This is a genomic window from Porphyrobacter sp. TH134, from assembly GCF_002855495.1.
Lineage (GTDB): Bacteria > Pseudomonadota > Alphaproteobacteria > Sphingomonadales > Sphingomonadaceae > Erythrobacter.
In genome coordinates, this window is record NZ_PKRO01000005.1 from 12980 (window position 1) to 31686 (window position 18707).

14 protein-coding genes are annotated in these 18707 nt (G+C 65.1%); 6 read left to right on the forward strand and 8 right to left on the reverse strand.

All coding sequences use genetic code 11. From position 1 onward, the window contains the following. Positions 1–52: 52 nt before the first annotated feature. From C0V72_RS03605 to C0V72_RS03630, 6 genes are all read right to left on the reverse strand, one after another. Positions 53–2848, reverse strand: a complete 2796-nt coding sequence (locus C0V72_RS03605; RefSeq protein WP_101791863.1) for a 2-oxoglutarate dehydrogenase E1 component — start codon at positions 2846–2848, stop codon at positions 53–55. Positions 2849–2915: 67 nt separating this feature from the next. Beyond that, a complete protein-coding gene (sucD, locus tag C0V72_RS03610; RefSeq protein WP_101791864.1) occupies positions 2916–3806 on the reverse strand; it encodes a succinate--CoA ligase subunit alpha in 891 nt (296 codons plus the stop codon). Further along, complete coding sequence (locus C0V72_RS03615; protein WP_143704519.1) at positions 3803–4432, reverse strand: hypothetical protein; 630 nt, start codon at positions 4430–4432, stop codon at positions 3803–3805. The genes sucD and C0V72_RS03615 overlap by 4 nt, the downstream gene beginning before the upstream one ends. A gap of 10 nt (positions 4433–4442) precedes the next feature. Continuing rightward, complete coding sequence (gene mdh / locus C0V72_RS03620) at positions 4443–5405, reverse strand: malate dehydrogenase (RefSeq protein WP_101791866.1); 963 nt, start codon at positions 5403–5405, stop codon at positions 4443–4445. Between the two features lie 259 nt (positions 5406–5664). Next, positions 5665–5994, reverse strand: a complete 330-nt coding sequence (locus C0V72_RS03625) for a hypothetical protein (protein WP_101791867.1) — start codon at positions 5992–5994, stop codon at positions 5665–5667. Positions 5995–6124: 130 nt separating this feature from the next. Then, a complete protein-coding gene (locus C0V72_RS03630; protein ID WP_233999762.1) occupies positions 6125–7237 on the reverse strand; it encodes a cell wall hydrolase in 1113 nt (370 codons plus the stop codon). Positions 7238–7437: 200 nt separating this feature from the next. Here C0V72_RS03630 and C0V72_RS03635 point away from each other — a divergent pair, with 200 nt between their 5' ends. The 5 genes from C0V72_RS03635 to C0V72_RS03655 all read left to right on the forward strand — a co-directional run bounded on the left by C0V72_RS03635 (position 7438) and on the right by C0V72_RS03655 (position 15231). Then, on the forward strand, positions 7438–8301 hold the full coding sequence (locus C0V72_RS03635) for an ABC transporter substrate-binding protein (RefSeq protein WP_233999763.1): 864 nt from the start codon (positions 7438–7440) through the stop codon (positions 8299–8301). After that, positions 8298–9296: a FecCD family ABC transporter permease gene (locus tag C0V72_RS03640; protein ID WP_101791869.1), complete on the forward strand. Its 999-nt coding sequence runs from the start codon at positions 8298–8300 to the stop codon at positions 9294–9296. The genes C0V72_RS03635 and C0V72_RS03640 overlap by 4 nt, the downstream gene beginning before the upstream one ends. Continuing rightward, on the forward strand, positions 9293–10036 hold the full coding sequence (locus C0V72_RS03645) for an ABC transporter ATP-binding protein (protein ID WP_101791870.1): 744 nt from the start codon (positions 9293–9295) through the stop codon (positions 10034–10036). Before C0V72_RS03640 ends, C0V72_RS03645 begins: the two co-directional genes overlap by 4 nt. Positions 10037–10445: 409 nt before the next feature. After that, on the forward strand, positions 10446–13343 hold the full coding sequence (gene uvrA / locus C0V72_RS03650) for an excinuclease ABC subunit UvrA (protein ID WP_101791871.1): 2898 nt from the start codon (positions 10446–10448) through the stop codon (positions 13341–13343). Between the two features lie 391 nt (positions 13344–13734). Continuing rightward, positions 13735–15231 carry a hypothetical protein gene (locus C0V72_RS03655; RefSeq protein ID WP_143704520.1) on the forward strand — a complete coding sequence of 499 codons (1497 nt, stop codon included), beginning with the start codon at positions 13735–13737 and terminating at the stop codon, positions 15229–15231. On the opposite strand, the gene C0V72_RS03660 is transcribed toward C0V72_RS03655, so the two are convergent. Next, entirely contained in the window at positions 15228–16604 is a 1377-nt protein-coding gene (locus C0V72_RS03660; protein ID WP_101791873.1) for a sodium:solute symporter family transporter, read from the reverse strand. The genes C0V72_RS03655 and C0V72_RS03660 overlap by 4 nt on opposite strands. Positions 16605–16784: 180 nt before the next feature. Here C0V72_RS03660 and C0V72_RS03665 point away from each other — a divergent pair, with 180 nt between their 5' ends. Further along, positions 16785–17174: a hypothetical protein gene (locus C0V72_RS03665; RefSeq protein ID WP_143704521.1), complete on the forward strand. Its 390-nt coding sequence runs from the start codon at positions 16785–16787 to the stop codon at positions 17172–17174. Between the two features lie 5 nt (positions 17175–17179). On the opposite strand, the gene C0V72_RS16760 is transcribed toward C0V72_RS03665, so the two are convergent. After that, complete coding sequence (locus C0V72_RS16760) at positions 17180–17734, reverse strand: septal ring lytic transglycosylase RlpA family protein (RefSeq protein WP_324761511.1); 555 nt, start codon at positions 17732–17734, stop codon at positions 17180–17182. Positions 17735–18707 lie beyond the last annotated feature (973 nt).

Genomic DNA, 18707 nt, shown 5'->3' on the forward strand with positions numbered 1-18707 from the left:
TGGAATGGGTTCCTGAAACTTGATGCTATGTCGTGTGAAGTATGGCGGGCCGTTAAAGCCCCAGCGCGGCGGCGATCAGCGCTTCCTGCTGGGCCTTGTGACGGCTTGCGAGACCGGTTGCAGGTGATGCCGATGCATCACGCCCGGCATAGACCGGACGCTTGCCCGTGTGTCCGGCGGCGGTGAGCGAATCCTCGATCCGCTCATTCACGAAGAACCAGGCGCCGTTGTTGCGCGGTTCTTCCTGACACCAGACGACGTCCTGCAGGTTGGTCATGCGGCCAAGACGCAGCGCCAGCGGATCGCCGGGGAAGGGGAACAACTGCTCAATCCGCACGATCGAGACGTCCTCCAGCCCGGCCGCATCGCGGGCTTCCATCAGGTCATAGGCGACCTTGCCCGAACACAGCACCAGACGCCGGACCTTTTCATCTGCGATGTCCTTGGTGTCGGACATGATCCGCTTGAACTGCCGGTCACCCAGAAACTCCGCCTTGCTGCTCTTTGCCAGCGGATGGCGCAACAGGGACTTGGGGCTCATGATAATCAGCGGCTTGCGGAACGACCGCAGCATCTGGCGGCGCAGCAGATGGAAATAGTTCGCCGGATTGGTGACATTGCAAACGCACATATTGTCGTCGGCACACAGCTGGAGGAAACGCTCCAGACGCGCCGAGGAGTGTTCCGGACCCTGTCCTTCATAGCCGTGCGGCAGCAGCATCACGAGCCCGTTGGCGCGCAGCCACTTGCTTTCGCCGCTGGCCACGAACTGGTCGATCATGATCTGCGCGCCGTTGGCGAAGTCGCCGAACTGGCCTTCCCACAACACGAGACTGCGCGGATCGGCCATCGCAAAGCCATACTCGAAGCCGAGCACGCCGTATTCCGACAGCGTGGAATCGTGCACTTCAAACTTTCCGTGGGGCAGGGTGCTGAGCGGTATGTATTTTCGTTCCGACTTCTGATCGACCCACACCGCGTGACGTTGCGAGAAGGTGCCGCGGCCGCTGTCCTGCCCGGACAGGCGGACGGAGTAGCCTTCCATGACAAGGCTGCCGAATGCGAGCGCCTCGGCAGTGGCCCAGTCATACCCTTCGCCCGAACTGAACATCTCGCGCTTGGCGGCCAGCACGCGGTCCAGCGTCTTGTGGACTTCAAGATCCGCGGGGACTTCGGTCAGCACGCGGCCCAGCGAATCCAGCATCTTGGGCTCAATCGCGGTCTCAACGCTGCGGCGCGCTGTTTCCGGGTCGGCGGGTTTGTTGAGCCCTGCCCAGCGTCCACCGAACCAGTCCGCCTCGTTGGCCTTGTAGCTCTTGCCCGCTTCGAACTCTTCTTCGAGCAGGGCGACGAATTCGCCCGCCATCCGCTCGCGGGTGCCCGGATCGACCACACCTTCGCGCACCAACCGCGTTTCATAAGCGACGCTGACCTTGGGGTGAGCGCGGATCTTGTCATACATCAGCGGCTGGGTGAACTTGGGCTCGTCGCCTTCGTTGTGGCCGAAGCGGCGATAGCACCACATGTCGATCACGACATCGCGGTGGAAGGTCTGGCGATATTCGACTGCCAGCTTGCAGGCGAAGGTCACGGCTTCGGGATCGTCGCCGTTGACGTGCAGGATCGGCGCCATCACGCCCTTGGCCACATCGCTGGGATAAGGCGAGGACCGCGCGAATTTCGGCGAGGTGGTGAAGCCGATCTGATTGTTGATGATGAAGTGGATGCAGCCGCCGGTGTCGTATCCGGGGACGCCGGACAGCGAGAGGCTTTCCCACACCACGCCTTGCCCTGCGAAAGCCGCATCGCCGTGGATCAGCACCGGAAGCACCTGGCTCTTGGTCTTCAGGTCATCGCGGATCGCCTGCTGCGCGCGCACCTTGCCGAGCACCACGGGGTTGACCGCTTCAAGGTGGCTGGGGTTGGGCACAAGGCTCATGTGCACCGAAATCCCGTCGAACTCGCGGTCGGTCGAGGTGCCGAGGTGATACTTCACATCGCCCGATCCGCCGACGTCATCGGGATTGGCCGAGCCGCCCGAGAATTCGTGGAAGATCACGCGGTAGGGCTTCGCCATCACATTGGCGAGCACGTTGAGCCGCCCGCGGTGGGCCATGCCGTAGATGATCTCGCGCACGCCCGCGCTGCCGCCATGCTTGATCACCGCTTCGAGCGCGGGGATCATGGATTCGCCGCCATCCAGCCCGAACCGCTTGGTGCCGACATATTTCTTGGCGAGGAATTCCTCGTATTGCTCGCCCCTCAGCACGGCGGCGAGGATCGCCTTCTTGCCTTCCGGTGTGAACTGGATCGTCTCGCCCGGCTTCTCGAACTTGTCCTGGAGGAAGCGGCGTTCCTCGGTATCGGCGATGTGCATGTATTCGAGGCCGACCTTGCCGCAATACACTTCGCGCAGGCGTTGGTGGAGCTTGCCCACCGTGGTCCATTCCATGCCGAGCACGCCGCCGACATAGACGTCCTCGTTCTCCTTGCCCGCAAGGCCGTGCCATTCAAGCGTCAGGTCAGCCGGGCCTTCGCGATTATTGAGGCCGAGGGGATCAAGGTCCGCCGCCATGTGCCCACGCACACGGTAGAGCCGCACCAGCGTCATCGCTGCAATCGAGAGGGCAGCAGCCTTTTCAACCGCCTTGGGATCGAGCGCCTTACCTGCATCCTTCGCCGCCGCCTTGACCGCGAGCGTCATCTCGGTCGGGTCCATCGCAGCGGTCAGATCGGAGGCGCTATCGGCCAGCGTATCGAGCCAGCCGCGCTTGGCCCAGGACGGGCCGGGCTGGGGGCCTTCCTGATCGGTGAAGGCGGGAAGGAAGTTTTGCGGTTCGTTGCCCATCGGGGGAACTCCTGGGGAGGAGGAAGGATGGCCCCCCGCTCAGCGCGAGCGAGGGGCCGGTATTCGGTTAGGCGTTTTCTTTCAGCATCGCTGCCAGCGTTTCGCCGAGCAGGCTGGGCGAGGGGCTGACGCGGATGCCCGCATCTTCCATCGCCGCGATCTTGTCTTCCGCGCCGCCCTGACCGCCGCTGACGATCGCGCCAGCGTGGCCCATGCGGCGGCCCGGAGGGGCGGTGCGGCCGGCGATGAAGCCGACCATCGGCTTGGAACGGCCCTTGGCAGCTTCGGCCTTGATGAAGGCGGCGGCTTCCTCTTCGGCAGACCCGCCGATTTCGCCGATCATGATGATGCTCTCGGTTTCCGGATCGTCGAGGAACAGATCGAGCACGTCGATGAAGTTGGTGCCATTGACCGGATCGCCGCCGATGCCGACAGCCGTGGTCTGGCCGAGGCCTGCCATGGTCGTCTGGTGGACGGCTTCATAGGTGAGCGTGCCCGAGCGGCTGACGATGCCAACGCTGCCCTTCTTGAAGATGTTGGCCGGCATGATACCGATCTTGCATTCGTTGGGGGTCAGCACGCCGGGGCAGTTGGGGCCGATCAGGCGCGACTTGGAGCCCGCCAGCGCGCGCTTGGCGCGGACCATGTCGAGCACCGGAATGCCTTCGGTGATGCAGATGATCAGCTCGATCTCGGCATCGATGGCTTCGCAGATCGCGTCGGCAGCGAACGGCGGCGGGACGTAGATGCAGCTCGCGGTCGCGCCGGTCGCGGCCTTGGCTTCGCGCACGGTGTCGAACTGCGGCAGGCCGATATGGGTGGTGCCGCCCTTGCCGGGGGTCACGCCGCCGACCATTTGCGTCCCGTAATCGAGCGCAGCCTGGGTGTGGAAGGTGCCGGTGTTGCCGGTCATCCCCTGGGTGATGACCTTGGTGTCTTTGTTTACGAGGATGCTCATTTGGCTTTGTCCTTTTGTGCAAGGAAACTGAACTGGATACCCGTGTAGCCTGACGCAACCGGGCTGAACGTGGCCACAAAAGCCGGGGTCGAATTGTCCGAAGCGGCCGGAAATTGCCATTCGGGACTGAAGTACTTGTTCGGCTTGCCGTTCTTTTTCAGCCTTTGTCCGTCGTTGTCGGCGGGCCTGGCAAGAAGGGCCGTGAGGGCCTGCTCCACCGCTACAACGTCTGGCTGCTGCGGAAGATAGAAGGTCACGTTACATTGGCGCAGAGGGTTGCTCAAAAACTTGTCGGCCTGCGCTAACACCGCGCCCTGACCTTGGGCGATGATCAGCGGCCAAGCCGGCTGGTTGGAACCGACCGGCATGTCATAGGACTTGTCCGTCAATCCCGCAGCTATCGCCTCAGATTTGGCGACTTCGGCAGCCCCGTTTCCTGCAACACACAGGCGGTTGAACAGATCGGCCATATCCGGTGCTGTCCAAATCTTCGGCGCTGGAGGCGGCGATCCCCCTCCGGCAAAGCCCACGACCATTTGCCGCCCCTTGTCGTCGCGCCAGATAGCACCGTCCTGCGCTGCCGCCGGTGCAGCCGCAAGCGAGGCCACTAATGTGGCCGCGATCAAAGCGACGCCTTTACGCAAGGCTGCTATCCAGCGCCTTGCACGCTTCAAGCAGTTCCTTGACCGCATCGACGCTGACGCCGAGGTTCGCCTTTTCCTCGTCGGTCAGACTGATCTCGATCACCTCTTCCGCGCCGCCTGCACCGATCACCACCGGCACGCCGACATAGAGGCCGTCAACGCCGTACTTGCCGTCAACCTGCACTGCGCAGGGCAGGATGCGCTTCTGGTCGTAGAGGTAGGCTTCGGCCATCGCGATCCCGCTGGTGGCAGGCGCATAGAAGGCCGAGCCGGTCTTGAGAAGCGCAACGATCTCGCCGCCGCCCGAACGGGTGCGCTGGACGATTTCGTCGAGGCGCGCTTCGGAAATGCCCTTGATCTTCGCCATGTCCTTCACGGGGATGCCGTTGATCGTCGAGTAGCTGAGCACCGGCACCATGGTGTCGCCGTGGCCGCCGAGCACGAAGGCGTTCACGTCCTTCACCGAAACGCCGAACTCCCACGCGAGGAAGGTGGCGAAACGCGCCGAGTCCAAGACGCCCGCCATGCCGACGACCTTGTTCGCGGGGAGGCCCGAGAATTCACGCAGCGCCCAGACCATCGCGTCGAGCGGGTTGGTGATGCAGATCACGAAGGCATCGGGGCAGTTGTCGCGGATGCCTTCGCCGACGGCCTTCATCACCTTGAGGTTGATGCCGAGCAGGTCGTCGCGGCTCATGCCGGGCTTGCGCGCGACGCCCGCGGTGACGATCACCACGTCCGCGCCCGCGATATCGGCATAGTCGTTCGAGCCGATAATCGAGGCGTCGTAGCCTTCGACCGGGCCGCACTGCGACAGGTCAAGCGCCTTGCCTTGCGGTACGCCGTCAACGACGTCGAACAGCACAATGTCGCCAAGGCCCTTCAACGCAGCAAGGTGGGCAAGCGTGCCGCCGATATTACCGGCGCCGATGAGGGCGATTTTGTTGCGGGCCATTGTTTGGACGTCCTTCCCTGATCCATCGGGACGACAAAACGCGCATAAACGGCCGTAGCCCATGCTGGCGCCAGCCCCCGTCCCAAGCGGCCTGGCACCCGTTACAAAACGGGCGGTAGGCCGCTGGAAAAGCGATTGCAACCGTCAAAAGGCCGCAAGGGGCAACTATCTTTGCAAACAGTTCGCAATTGCATTAACGAGGCAGGTCGGCGTATCCGGGCAACCCCTTAGCCCGTTCGCCGTAAGGGCAAGGCGTTGTTCAGAACGGAGCAAGCTCGCGGTGCACCGTGACGGCCCGCCGCCGGTCGAACATCCGGGTGATTGCCAGCCAGTGATCGCGGGCATTGGCATCGCCGCGCGCTGTCGCTTCGGCCGCCAGATCTACCGCTGCGTCTGCTGCGGCAAGGCCATGCACCGCGAAATGCCGCAACGCGTGCTGCAACAGCGGGTCGAACCCGGCGTCTTCGCGCGCAGCGTCGCCATTGTCATTGGCGGCCCGCGCCAGGGCAGGCGCGATCAGCCCTCGCCCCGCTGCGCGCCAGCCGAGACGGCGGACGGGGTGATTGGCAGAGGCAAAGCGGACAGACATGAGGTGTGGCAATTCCCGGCTGATGGATCGCGCAAATTCAGGCGATTGATAAGCCGGAAGGAGTAACGCTGCGCCGCTAAGGCTTGGTGTGACAACAGGGTTTCTGCAAGCTTAACCCTGTTATCGCAGCCTAGTTCGTTGCCGCCGAGGCCGCCCCGGGCGGGGCCTTCCACTGGCCGGAGCGGGCATATTCCGGCTTCACGGCGCCGGTATCCGCATAGGGCTGCGCCGGGGCTGACGTGGCCAGCGCTGCCGGCGCTTTCGTCTCGCTCGCCCGTGCGCCTTGCTTGCGCACCGACACCGGACCCAGGTCATAGGCGATCGCCGGATGGCCGGATGGCACAACCTGCGGCACAGCAGCAGGCGGGGGCAGGTCGGCAAGGATGGGCAGCGGGCTGGTCCGCCCGCTTACGACCGGCTCAAGCCCGGCATAGGCGTTACGGAACGCTGCTGCTTGGCCGGCCGCGCCGCGGTTGCGGTAGAAGCGGTGCGCGCCGATCGACCCGATATGGTCGAGGCTGCTCGCCCAATACGGATTGACCCAGAGCGTGTGGTAATGGGTTGCAAGGCCGACAGGGGCATAGACGCTGCCGCTCAAGGCCTCGTCCGCAATCCGCTGCGCGCGCGCCCAGCTTGCGCCCGACGGGCGGCGAGCAAGGCTACCGTCGCAGGTGAAGGTGAACTGGCACCCGGTCGCGCGGTCCGAACCTTGATAGACCACCCCGCACACGCTGGAAGGCCACGCCGGGTGAGCAACGCGGTTGAGCACAACTTGCGCCACCGCACGCTGGCCGGCTTCGCTCTCGCTCGCGGCTTCGTACCACACGGCCTGCGCCAGGCATTCGGCTGCGCGCATGTGGGCGATACCGGCGCCCGGCGAAAAGAACGGCCGTGCCGCCGCGCCCACATCGATCAGCGTGCCCAGTTCGCGCCCGCTCTCCCCTGCGCCCTGGCCCAGCGGATTGTCGGTGGGCAGCGCCACCAGCGCCGATCCGGCAGGGTCAGCCATGTAATAGAAGGCTGAGCCGGGAAAGCTCATCCCCGGGCGTTCAAAGGGCAGAGCGGCTGCCGCGGCTTGACGGGTGGCGAGCGCTGCAGTGCTTTCCACAGCAGGGCCCGGCAAGTCTCCGACACCGCCCGATGCCGCCATCGCCGGGACAGCGATGGCAGTGACCAGCACGGCAAGCCGCTTGCGCCCCGCCCCGCTCAGCCCCATCCACGCCGCGGCAACCGATTTGGGCAAGCCCCACCGCCTTCGGGCGGCAGTGGCTTTGAAAGGAAAGGCGGGGCGGGGCTGGACCATAATCTGGCCCTCGCCTTACGCGCGAGGCTTACGCGGCGCGAGGGCGGCGCTCGCCTGCGTCCCGTTTAAGGACAGCTGCCCGCGTGACCTTAATGCGTTGCGCGGGGCCATGCACCGCCCTATCGCCGTGTCTCAAGGATATGAGCCGTGATCTTACCAGCTTGCACAGCGCGTGGGCGCAGATTCTGGCTCTGATGGCAGGCGCGCTGGTGCTTGCCAGCTGCGCGCCCGGAGCGCCTGCTGCCGCGCCCCGAAGTGGCGGCCGCGGGCCGCTTCCGACCATCGTCAGCCTCAATCCGTGTCTCGACGCAATTCTGGTCGAGCTGGCCGGGCCGGATCAGGTGCTGGCGCTGTCGCATTACAGCCGCGACCCCGGCGGCAGTTCGATCCCCGCCGCCGTCGCCTACCGCTACGGTGTGACCGGCGGCACTGCCGAGGAGGTGATCGCGCTTCAGCCCGATCTCGTGCTGGCTTCGATTTTCCTACCGCAGCCGACCCGCAGCGCGCTGGAACGCGCAGGCCTGAAGGTAGCGACCTTCGGCAGCCCCGCCACCATCGCCGCGAGCGCCGCGCAGATACGCGCGGTCGCCGCGCTGGCGGGACACGAGGCGCAAGGCGAGGCGCTGGCCGCACGCATCGCAGCGCCCGCACGTCAACCCGGTCCGGCGATCAGCGCGCTGTTGTGGCAACCGGGCGAAATCGTCGCGGGCGAGCAGACCCTGATCGCCGAGCTGCTGCGCGAGGCCGGTTTTGCCAGCCACGCCGCCGCGCGCGGGCTGCGACAGGCTGATGCGGTGACGCTGGAACAGGTGCTTGCCGATCCGCCGCAAGTGCTGCTGGTGGCAGGTGATGCACCCGGGCAGCGCCACCCGCTGCTGGCACAAGCATCGCGGAGCATGCACGTTGCTACCTTCGATCCGGCACTGATCTATTGCGGCGGGCCGACCATTACCAAGGCACGGGCACGTTTGCAGGCGATCCGCGCGCAGGTCGAACGCCCGTGAACCGCGCCAGCCTGATCTTTGCCGTGCTGCTGGCGTTGCTGGTGCCTGTGTCGCTGCTGGCGGGACGGGTGTGGATTGCGCCGACTGATTTCGGCCCGGGCAACACGCTGCTGATCCTTGCCGAACTGCGCCTGCCGCGAGCGGTGCTGGCGGTGGTGATTGGCGCTGGGCTGGGCGCGGCGGGGGCAGCGATGCAAGGCTACCTGCGCAATCCGCTGGCTGATCCTGGCCTGTTCGGCATTGCCCCGATGGCGGCGCTGGGCGCTGTCGCCAGCTTCTGGCTTGGCCCGGCCATCCCGCCTGCATGGGCCGGGTGGAGCCTGCCGCTGATGGCGCTGGCAGGCGCCGGGCTGGGCATGGCGTGCCTCGCGTTGATCGCCGGGCGCACATCGAGCGATGCGGCTGGCGGCGCGGGCGGCGGTATGGCGCTGTTCACCCTGGCCGGGCTGATGCTTGCGAGCCTTGCCGGGGCGCTGACAGCCCTGGCGATTACGCTGGCGCCCAATCCCTTTGCGCTGTCGGAAATTGTGCTGTGGCTCAACGGGGCACTGACCGACCGGTCGTGGCGCGAGGTGGCGATTGCCGCCCCGCTGACGCTGGCGGGGATCGCGGTGCTGATGCTCGCCGCCCGCAGTCTCGACGCGCTGACGCTGGGGGAGGAGGCCGCGCGTTCGATGGGGCTGGAGCCGCGGCGGCTGCTGGCGCTGCTGGTGGTGGGTGTGGGACTGACCGTGGGCGCAGGCGTGGCGGTGGCGGGGATCATCGGCTTTGTCGGCCTGATTGTCCCGCATCTGGTGCGCCCCCTGACCAACCGGCTGCCGTCCAGCCTGATCGTGCCCAGCGCGCTGGCGGGCGCCTGTCTGGTGCTGGCAGCCGACAGCATTGTACGGGTGCTGCCGCTGGTGACCGAACTCAGGCTCGGCATTGCGCTCTCGCTGATCGGCGCGCCGTTTTTCGGCTGGCTGCTGCTGCAAATGCGGCGAGGACGGCTATGAGCCTTGTGGCTGACAATCTGACGCTGCGGCGCGGGGGCAGGCCGGTTGTCGCCGGCCTTTCGGCTGCGCTCAATCCGGGTGAGATCACCGCGATCGTCGGCCCCAATGGCGCAGGAAAATCATCGCTATTGCTGGGGCTGGCAGGGCTGCTGGCGCCCACTTCTGGCAGCGTCACTTGGGACGGGCACGACCTTGCCAGCCTCCACCCCCGGGCCCGCGCGCAAGCGATCGGTTACCTGCCGCAAGCTCCCGATGTCGCCTGGGATGTTGCGACAGAGACGCTGGTGGCGCTCGGGCGGTTGCCTTGGCGAGACCGAGGAACAGCCGCCATCGAGTCAGCCGTGACAGCGCTTGATCTGGCAGCGCTGCGCCACCGCCCGGTCAGCCAGCTTTCGGGCGGCGAGCGTGCGCGCGTGCTGCTCGCAAGGGTGTTGGCGGGCGAACCGCGCTGGATTCTCGCGGACGAACCGCTCGCCGCGCTCGATCTTGGACAGCAGCTGAGCCTCGCGGCGCATCTGAAAGCCTGCGCTGCGGCTGGCCAGGGGGTGGTCGTGGTGCTGCATGATCTCGCGCTGGCCATGAACCACGCGGATCGGGTGCTGGTGCTGAAAGATGGCGTCTTGATAGCCGCAGGGCCGCCCGTAGCAGCGCTCGCGCCGCCGGTCATCGCCCAAGGTTGGGGTGTGCAGGCGCGGTGGCTTGGCGAAGCCGGAGCACGGGCACTGGTCACTGGTGGCTGACCGCGAAGGACGGCGGGAGAGCCTACCGATAAAGCTCACCCGCCACAGGTCCGCAATCGTGCAGCGACGAGGCCATTCGGCCAGGTTGCGACCCTGGAAGGACCCGGCCAGTCGCTGCAGAGAGGCCTTTTCAATGGCCGTCCGCGGCAAGCTTGGCGACTTCAGATTTTCTGTAGGGCGCGGTTAGGGCAATGTTAAACCCTGAAATACCAGAGTAAAATTCTTGTGCCTTGGGCGTCAGGGTGGTTTCAGTCCAGGCGCAGGGCATAAGATTGCATCGCTTTTCGGGCACCAACCTGCCTGATGCCCGTTGCATGGCGGGGCAGTCGTCGCCATCTGTGGATGGTCGGTGTGCGCCCCGATGCGCCGCCCTTGACCCATGCGAACATTTCCGGAACACGTCACGCCCATGAGCCTTACAACAATCAGCGTGCGCGGTGCGCGCGAACATAACCTCAAGGGTATCGACATTGATCTGCCGCGCGACGCGCTGATCGTGGTCACGGGCCTGTCGGGCAGCGGCAAGTCGAGCCTCGCCTTCGACACCATCTATGCCGAGGGCCAGCGGCGCTATGTTGAGAGTTTGAGCGCCTATGCGCGCCAGTTCCTTGAAATGATGCAGAAGCCCGATGTGGAGCATATCGACGGGCTGTCGCCCGCGATCAGCATCGAGCAGAAGACGACCAGCCGCAACCCGCGTTCGACCGTGGCGACGGTGACGGAAATCTATGACTACATGCGGCTGCTGTGGGCGCGTGTGGGCACGCCCTATTCGCCCGCAACCGGCCTGCCGATTAGCGCGCAGACCGTCAGCCAGATGGTCGACCGGGTGATGGAGCTGCCGGAAGGCACACGCCTGTTTCTGCTCGCCCCGGTGGTGCGCGGGCGCAAGGGCGAATACCGCAAGGAAATCGCCGAATGGCAACGGCAGGGCTTTACCCGCGTGCGGATTGACGGCGAAATCTACCCGATCGAAGAGGCCCCTGCGCTCGACAAGAAGTTCAAGCACGACATCGAAGTGGTGGTTGACCGGATCGCGGTGAAGGACGGGATCGAGACCCGCCTTGCCGAAAGCTTCGAACAGGCGCTGAAGCTGGCTGAGGGGCTGGCCTATGTCGATCTGGCCGATGGCGTGGTGCCGGGCCGCGAGGACGAAGCGCAAGCGGGCAAGGCGATGAAGGGCGCAGGCCTGCCGCCGAACCGCATCGTGTTCTCGGAAAAGTTCGCCTGTCCGGTCAGCGGCTTCACCATCGAGGAAATCGAACCGCGCCTGTTCTCCTTCAACGCTCCGCAAGGCGCCTGCGCCGCGTGTGACGGGATTGGCGAGAAGATGCTGTTCGACCCGCAGTTGGTGGTCCCCAACGAAGCCTTGACGCTGAAGCAGGGCGCGGTGGTGCCGTGGGCCAAGTCCAATCCGCCGTCGCCCTATTACATGCAGGTGCTCGCCAGCCTCGCCAAAGCTTACGGCTTCACCCTCACCACACCCTGGGCCGAGCTGGAGCCAGACCAGAAGCTCATCATCCTGCACGGCACGGGCGGGATGCCGGTGCCGCTGACCTTTAAGGATGGCCGCCGCGAATACACCGTCAACAAGGCGTTCGAGGGCGTCATCGGCAACCTCAACCGCCGCCTCATGCAGACCGAAAGCGCGTGGATGCAGGAGGAACTGTCCAAGTACCAAACGGCGCAGCCCTGCGAGACCTGCGGCGGCAAGCGGCTCAACGAAAAGGCACTGAGCGTCAAGATTGCCGGGACCGACATCGCCACGCCCGTCGCCATGAGCGTCGCGGATGCCAAGGCGTGGTTCCTTGCTCTTGATGCGCAGCTGACCTCGCAGCAAAGCCAGATTGCCAAGGCGATCCTGAAAGAGATCAACGAGCGGCTGGGCTTCCTCGACAACGTCGGCCTCGACTACCTCAACCTCGACCGCACCTCCGGCACGCTGTCGGGCGGAGAGAGCCAGCGCATCCGGCTGGCGAGCCAGATCGGCTCGGGCCTGTCGGGCGTGCTCTACGTGCTCGACGAACCCAGCATCGGGCTCCACCAGCGCGACAACGACCGCCTTCTCGAAACGCTCAAACGCCTGCGCGATCTCGGGAACACCGTCATCGTCGTCGAGCATGACGAGGACGCGATCCGCACCGCCGACTACATCGTCGACCTCGGCCCTGGGGCCGGCGTCCACGGCGGCGAGATCGTCGCGCAAGGAACCCTGAAGCAGATCCTCAAGGCCAAGGGGTCGCTCACCGCCGATTACCTCACCGGCAAGCGCAAGATCGACGTGCCGGCCAAGCGCCGCAAGGGCAATGGCAAGCACATCGTGGTCAAGAACGCGCGCGCCAACAACCTCAAGGGCGTCACCGCCAAGATCCCGCTGGGCACCTTCACCTGCATCACCGGCGTCTCGGGCTCGGGCAAATCGTCGCTCACCATCGACACGCTGCAGGCCGGCGCCGCGCGCACGCTCAACGGCGCGCGGGTAATCGCCGGCGCGCATGACGCCATCACCGGGCTCGAGCATTGCGACAAGGTGATCGAGATCGACCAGTCCCCCATCGGCCGCACCCCGCGCTCCAACCCCGCCACCTACACCGGCGCCTTCACCCAGATCCGCGACTGGTTCGCGGGCCTCCCCGAAAGCCTCGCGCGCGGGTACAAGCCCGGACGCTTCAGCTTCAACGTCAAGGGCGGCCGCTGCGAGAAGTGCCAAGGCGACGGCCTCATCAAGATCGAGATGCACTTCCTCCCCGACGTCTACGTCACCTGCGAGGAATGCGGCGGCAAACGCTACAACCGCGAAACGCTCGAAGTGAAGTTCAAGGGCCACTCGATCGCCGACGTGCTCGATATGACGATCGAGGACGCCGAGGAATTCTTCAAGGCCGTCCCCCCGATCCGCGAGAAGATGCGGATGCTGAACGAGGTCGGCCTCGGCTACGTCAAGGTCGGCCAGCAGGCGACGACCTTATCGGGCGGCGAGGCGCAGCGGGTGAAGCTCGCCAAGGAACTCGCCCGCCGCTCGACCGGGCAGACGCTCTACATCCTCGACGAGCCGACCACGGGCCTGCACTTCGAGGACGTGCGCAAGCTGCTCGAAGTGCTGCATCGGCTGGTGGAGGGCGGCAACTCGGTCGTGGTGATCGAGCACAACCTTGACGTTATCAAGACTGCCGACTGGATCATCGACCTCGGCCCGGAAGGTGGGGTGAGGGGCGGGGAGATTGTGGCCGAGGGCACGCCGGAGAAGGTGGTGAAGGAGCCGCGCAGCTTTACCGGGCAGTATCTGGCGCCGTTGCTGGTGCGGTGATCCTCCCGTTGTCCCTGCGGGACAGCTGCGCTTCCGGGGGAGGGGGACCACCGAAGGTGATGGAGGGGCGAGCGCTGCCGATCCGAAACGTCACGATGTGCGGATTACGCGAAGACACGAACAGGACAGCGCAATCCCGGACTGCTTCTTCCCCCCTTCCTTGACCCCGCCCTTTGCCGGGGCAGGTACCGAGGCCGGGAGTTGGTGTGCGGCGCCTGAAAAGATCGCAAAGCGTTCGAGGGCACTGAAAGCCGAAAAGACTCTCGTAAAACGGACGGGTCCAGCCTGTTCAAGCTTGGCCCTTGCGCGGGTTGACGCCTGCCGGAGTGAGCGGCACAGCTTGCCCAGCGACGGCAAGGCGGATGGCGGTCGCACAAAGGGGGCAAGCGGCGTGAAAAACTATCCCGGTTTCGTACTGGTCGCCGCAGCGGTGCTCACTTGGGCGTTTATCCACGGCATGGTGCAGCCTGATGATGTGGGCTGGCAGTTCTGGATCGCGCGCCAAATACTCGGCGGATCAAAGCTGTATACCGAGATATGGGATCTCAATCCGCCGCTGTGGTTCTGGTCGGCGATGCCGCTCGAATGGCTGTCGCAGCGCACCGGGATCGCGTGGGGGACGTTGCTGACGGGGGTGGTTGTGTTGCTGGGCACAGTGTGTGCCTGGCTGACGGCGCACCTGCTCAACCCGCGGACCGAGCCCGAGCGTCTAGCGATCATGCTGCTGGTGTTCGCCATGACGGTGATCATGCCCGCCGCTCTGACCGGGCAGCGCGATCAACTGGTTCTTATTGTCAGCCTGCCTTACGCCAGCTTGATTGCGCGGCGCCGGGCGGGGGTGGCGACTGCGCCGATGCTGGCTGTGGGTGTAGCTGTTCTGGCCGCCTATGGCTTTGCTTTGAAACCGCATTTTCTGGCTGCTCCGCTGCTGCTGGAAGGCTGGGTGATGGTCCATCAGCGCGGTCGTTGGCGCCCGTGGCGGCCCGAACTGATCGTGCTGGCGGTGCTGGCACTGGCCTATGCGGTCGCCGTGGCGATGCTTGCGCGCGGGCTGTTCACGGTCATCCTGCCGATGGCTGATGCCGGTTATTTCGCAGTGCAGGCGAGCCTCGTGTTCACCCTGATCAAGCCTTACGTCGTGTTCTGGGCCATCGCCGGCCTGTTTCTGTGGGTTACGCGCAGGGAAGCGCTGCGCGCGGTAAGCCCGGCAACCGAGGCGGCTTTGCCCGCCATGTTGCTGGTGTGGCTTGGCTTTGCCATCAGCTACGTGGTGCAAAAGCAGGGGTGGGATTACCATGCGATCCCGGCCACCGGCGCGATGGCGGTGGCGCTCGGGCTTCGGGTCATGCGGCGGCGTGCGCCGCGCGATCTGGCGCTGGGCGGCGCGTTGCTGGCAGCAGTGGTCGCCCTGATGTTCCCGTACCGCCCGGCGCGCGCGCCCGAAGATCCCTTGCTTGATAAGGTCGCTCCGGGTGAGGGGGTCTTCATCGCCAATTTCGATGCCAGTGCGGTCTTCCGGCGGGGCCGGGAAAACATCGCGTGGGTGTCGCGCAATTATTCGCTGCGGATCGTTTATGCGATTGCCGTGGCCGAAGCGCAGGGGCGCACCAGCCCGGCGCTCAAGCGGCTTGAGGGGCAGTTGCTCGCAGCAATGTCAGAGGATATCCGCTGCAATCCTCCGCAACTGATCGTCATGCAGGCGAGCCCCGGCATTCCGGGACGCGGCGGGGCTTTCAGCTTTGATGAATTCATGCTGCGCGATCCGGTGCTGCGGGCCTTTATTGCCGCGCATTACGCGCCGCCAAGCCGCGAACCGATCGGCACGGTATATTGGCGACGCGGCCCGGTTGCGCGGGTGGAAGGGCTGGCCTGCCGCGAAATCTTCTAGCGAGCGGCGCTGCTGTTGCCCGGTGCGCGCGCTCGGTCCAGCACGGCAAGGCCGATATAGGTCGCTGTCCCGGCCGCGATCATCCACAAAAATGCGCCGGTCATGCCCATGACCCAATCCAGCACGGCGAGCACCAGCATCTGCACCAGCACCGTAGCCACGGCCGCGCGCGGCGATCGCGGTGCGCTGATCAGACCAGCGATGATCGGCACGGCAAGCACGGCCGCAATGGCACCGGCATCCAGCACAAGGTTGCGCAAGGATTCCCCCTGTAACGCCAGCCCTGCTGCCACAGCCGCCGCGGCCACTGTGGATACGCGTGCGGCGCGCAGCATCGCCAACGGCGTTGCATCGGGACGCCATCGGCGAAAGCCGCTTTCCGTCACCACCGCCGAGACCGCAAGCAGAGCGGAATCGACCGAGGAGAGGATGGCGGACACCAGCGCTCCGGTGAAGATGATCAGCAGCCACGGCGGGAACAGGGCTTGGGCAAGGCTGGGCAGATAGGCCTCGTCCGCGCCCAGTTCCACGCCCAGAAGGGGTGCCAGTTGCGGGCCGAACAGACCGAAGCTGACCGGGATCAGGCCTGCGCAAAGGTAGATCGCCGCGGCCAGAAAAGCGCCGCGCCGCGCCACTTCGGGCGTGCGGGCGGCCAGTGTCCGGGACAGCGCTTCCTGGCTTACCATCGTGCCTGCAATCGGGATCAGCCACAGCTCGGCGCGGTCCACCCAGCTTTCTCCCGGTGCGGTAAAGCTCCAGACTGTAGGCGGGGCAGCGGCCCACATGGCGGCCACACCGCCTGAGGCCTGCACCATCAGCACAAACAGGATCACCATGGCCGCAATGATGACGGCGCCCTGCAGGATATCGGTCACCACATCGCCGGCAAGGCCGCCGAACAGCGTGTAGCCCATCACCAGCAGCGTTGCTCCGATCAGGGCGCCGGTGAAGTCGAGGCCGGACGCGCTCGATATGATCGTGGCGAATGCAAAAAGCTGGGCGGCTGACCATGTCGCCGCGCTAAGCGCGATGACTATCGCTGCCAGACTTTCGGTTCCCGCGCCAAACCGGTCACGCAAAAAATCGGCGATGGTAATATAGCCGCCGCGCCGCAGCCGGTGCGCGAAGAACAGCGCGATGGCGAGAATGCCGATAGCATAGGCAAACGGTTCGGCCCTGGCGCCTGCCAGCCCCTGACGCGCGACTTCGCCCGATGTGGCGATCAGGGTTTCGGACGCGAACCAGGTTGCAAACAGGCTCATGCCCACTGCGAACGGGCCAAGGGAGCGGCCGGCCACCAGATAATCGGCATCCGACCTCGCCCCGCGCCCGGCCCACACTGCGAGCGCAATCTGGACAACAACATACAGCACGATCAGCGTGAGTGTGATAGCGCCATTCCCCTGACATCCCTGCGTGACGACCTTAGGGGATAACCGCGTGCAACCAGTGCGCAAGGGGCAGTTGCGCCGCTTTCGTCAGGCCTGTGGATCTCGTTTGCTTTTTGCCGCGTTATATGAAGCCACACGGCAGATAAGCAGGAGTATCCCGCTTTGCGTTTGCAGATCCATCGTTCGGTTTCGGCCATCGCGGCTGCCGTTTTGCTCGTTGGGGCAGGAGCGGCGGTGCGGGCCGGTTCGTTGTCGTCCGATCTGCAAATCGAGGCTGGCCAAACCTTTGAATTGGGCGGCGGGCAAGATGGCGGCTTTGCTGTCACGGGGAGGAACACTGGTAGCGTGGCCGTGCTCGTGCTGAGGAAGGCTGAAGGCGCAGCTGCGGTGGCGAAAGGGGTGATCGCTCCGGGCGACGCGGTCGATGCGCGGTTTGGGCCGGGCGAGATGGCGCTGCTGCGCAATACTTCCAGTACGCAGATGGCCCGGCTGAAACTGGCAATCACCGGCGATACGGCGAGCCTTGGAATGACCTATTCGGACAATCGCTGACGCGGTCAGTCGGCAAGAAGCGCAATGTCGACCGTCGCATGGCCGCGGGCAACCATGCCAAGCTCTTCGGCTGCGGCGCGGCTGACATCGATCATCCGTCCGCGCGTGAAGGGGCCGCGGTCGTTCACCCGTACCACCACACTGCGGCCATTGGCCGGATTGGTAACCCGCAGGCGGCTGCCGAAGGGCAGGGTACGGTGCGCTGCGGTCATCGCGTCATTATCGAACCGTTCGCCGCTTGCCGTACGGCGTCCGTCAAACTTGGCGGCATAATAGGATGCGCTGCCGCTGCCGATGATCGTCTCTTGCGGTGCAGACGGGGCGGGGTCTTGCAGAAAGGCTGGGATCTCCCCGCCTTCAATGGCAGGCTGCACCGGCATCAGTTCGATCATGGCGGCGCTGGTGGCAGGCTCAATCCCGGCGGCGGGAGCACTGGGCGCTGCAGCGGTTGATGCAGCCATCGGTGCAAGGCCGAACATGCTGAACAGCGCCAGCGCCTGCAAGCTCCGCTTGGCGAGGCGGCGGGCATCAAGGCCGGAGATGGAGACTGATGAAAGCATCGCCAGCGCCGATACAGGGCAGCAGTCGCAAAAGGCAAACCAGGTTGGGATTTCGTCGACGCGGTGGTTCCGGTGGGGAACGAACTGCCCCAGAAATGCGACGAAGCGATGAGGAACAATTGGCCGCGAACCCGGTTTTGGGCGCTCGGCAGGGGAGCGAATCGATATGGAAGCTGCCAACCGGATCGGTCGTTTTGGCCGGGCCGCAATGCAAATGGGGCCGGCATCGCTGCCGACCCCACTCTCACCGGCGTGTGGATGACCCTCGCATTGGCGGCGTCCGGCGAACCTTCTGCCTCAATCGCGGCGGGCCATGCTTGGCGCCCGATGTCTAATCCCTGACCGTCCAGTCTTGCGACCGGCTGTACCAGAGCCTCGTCACCGGCGCTCGCGCCGGCATCCGGCTTTTGCGCCTGCGGGCCGTGCGGTCTCCTTTTGACCGAAGTCATCCGGTTCGCGCCGCCTCGCGCATTCGCTTGGCCGAGGCCTCGTTCCTTTATCGGACGGATGTGCTGCGGCTTGGGGCTTGCGCCGTTTCCGCTGTTCGTCAGTCCGACCAGTTGCTTGGCCTGTCCGGTGTCATGCCCTAGCACTCATCATCAGCGAGGCTGCTTGCATTCAGCCGAAGCCTCTTGCATGCCGTCTCTCGATGAGCGCGCTGACGAATGTCACCGCCATCCTTGGGTGTAAAACTACCATAACTTCAAGTCCTTGCGGCTTTATGTTCCGGTTGTTTATTGTCCCGAAGACAAGCTGAAGGTGCGCCTGAATCGGCGGTCCGACAACATTTCGCAGGACTAGTTTTCCACCAGTGGCGATTTGCCCTGTGGACACGAGTGGATAACTCAACAGCTCGGCGTAAATAGCGCGGGAGTGCTTGGGGACCGGGCGCGAAGGCGCGGCAAAGCGCCTTCCGACTTGGGCTATCGGACTTGCCGGACCGCTACAAAAAGCAGTCCGACTCGGTTTTCGA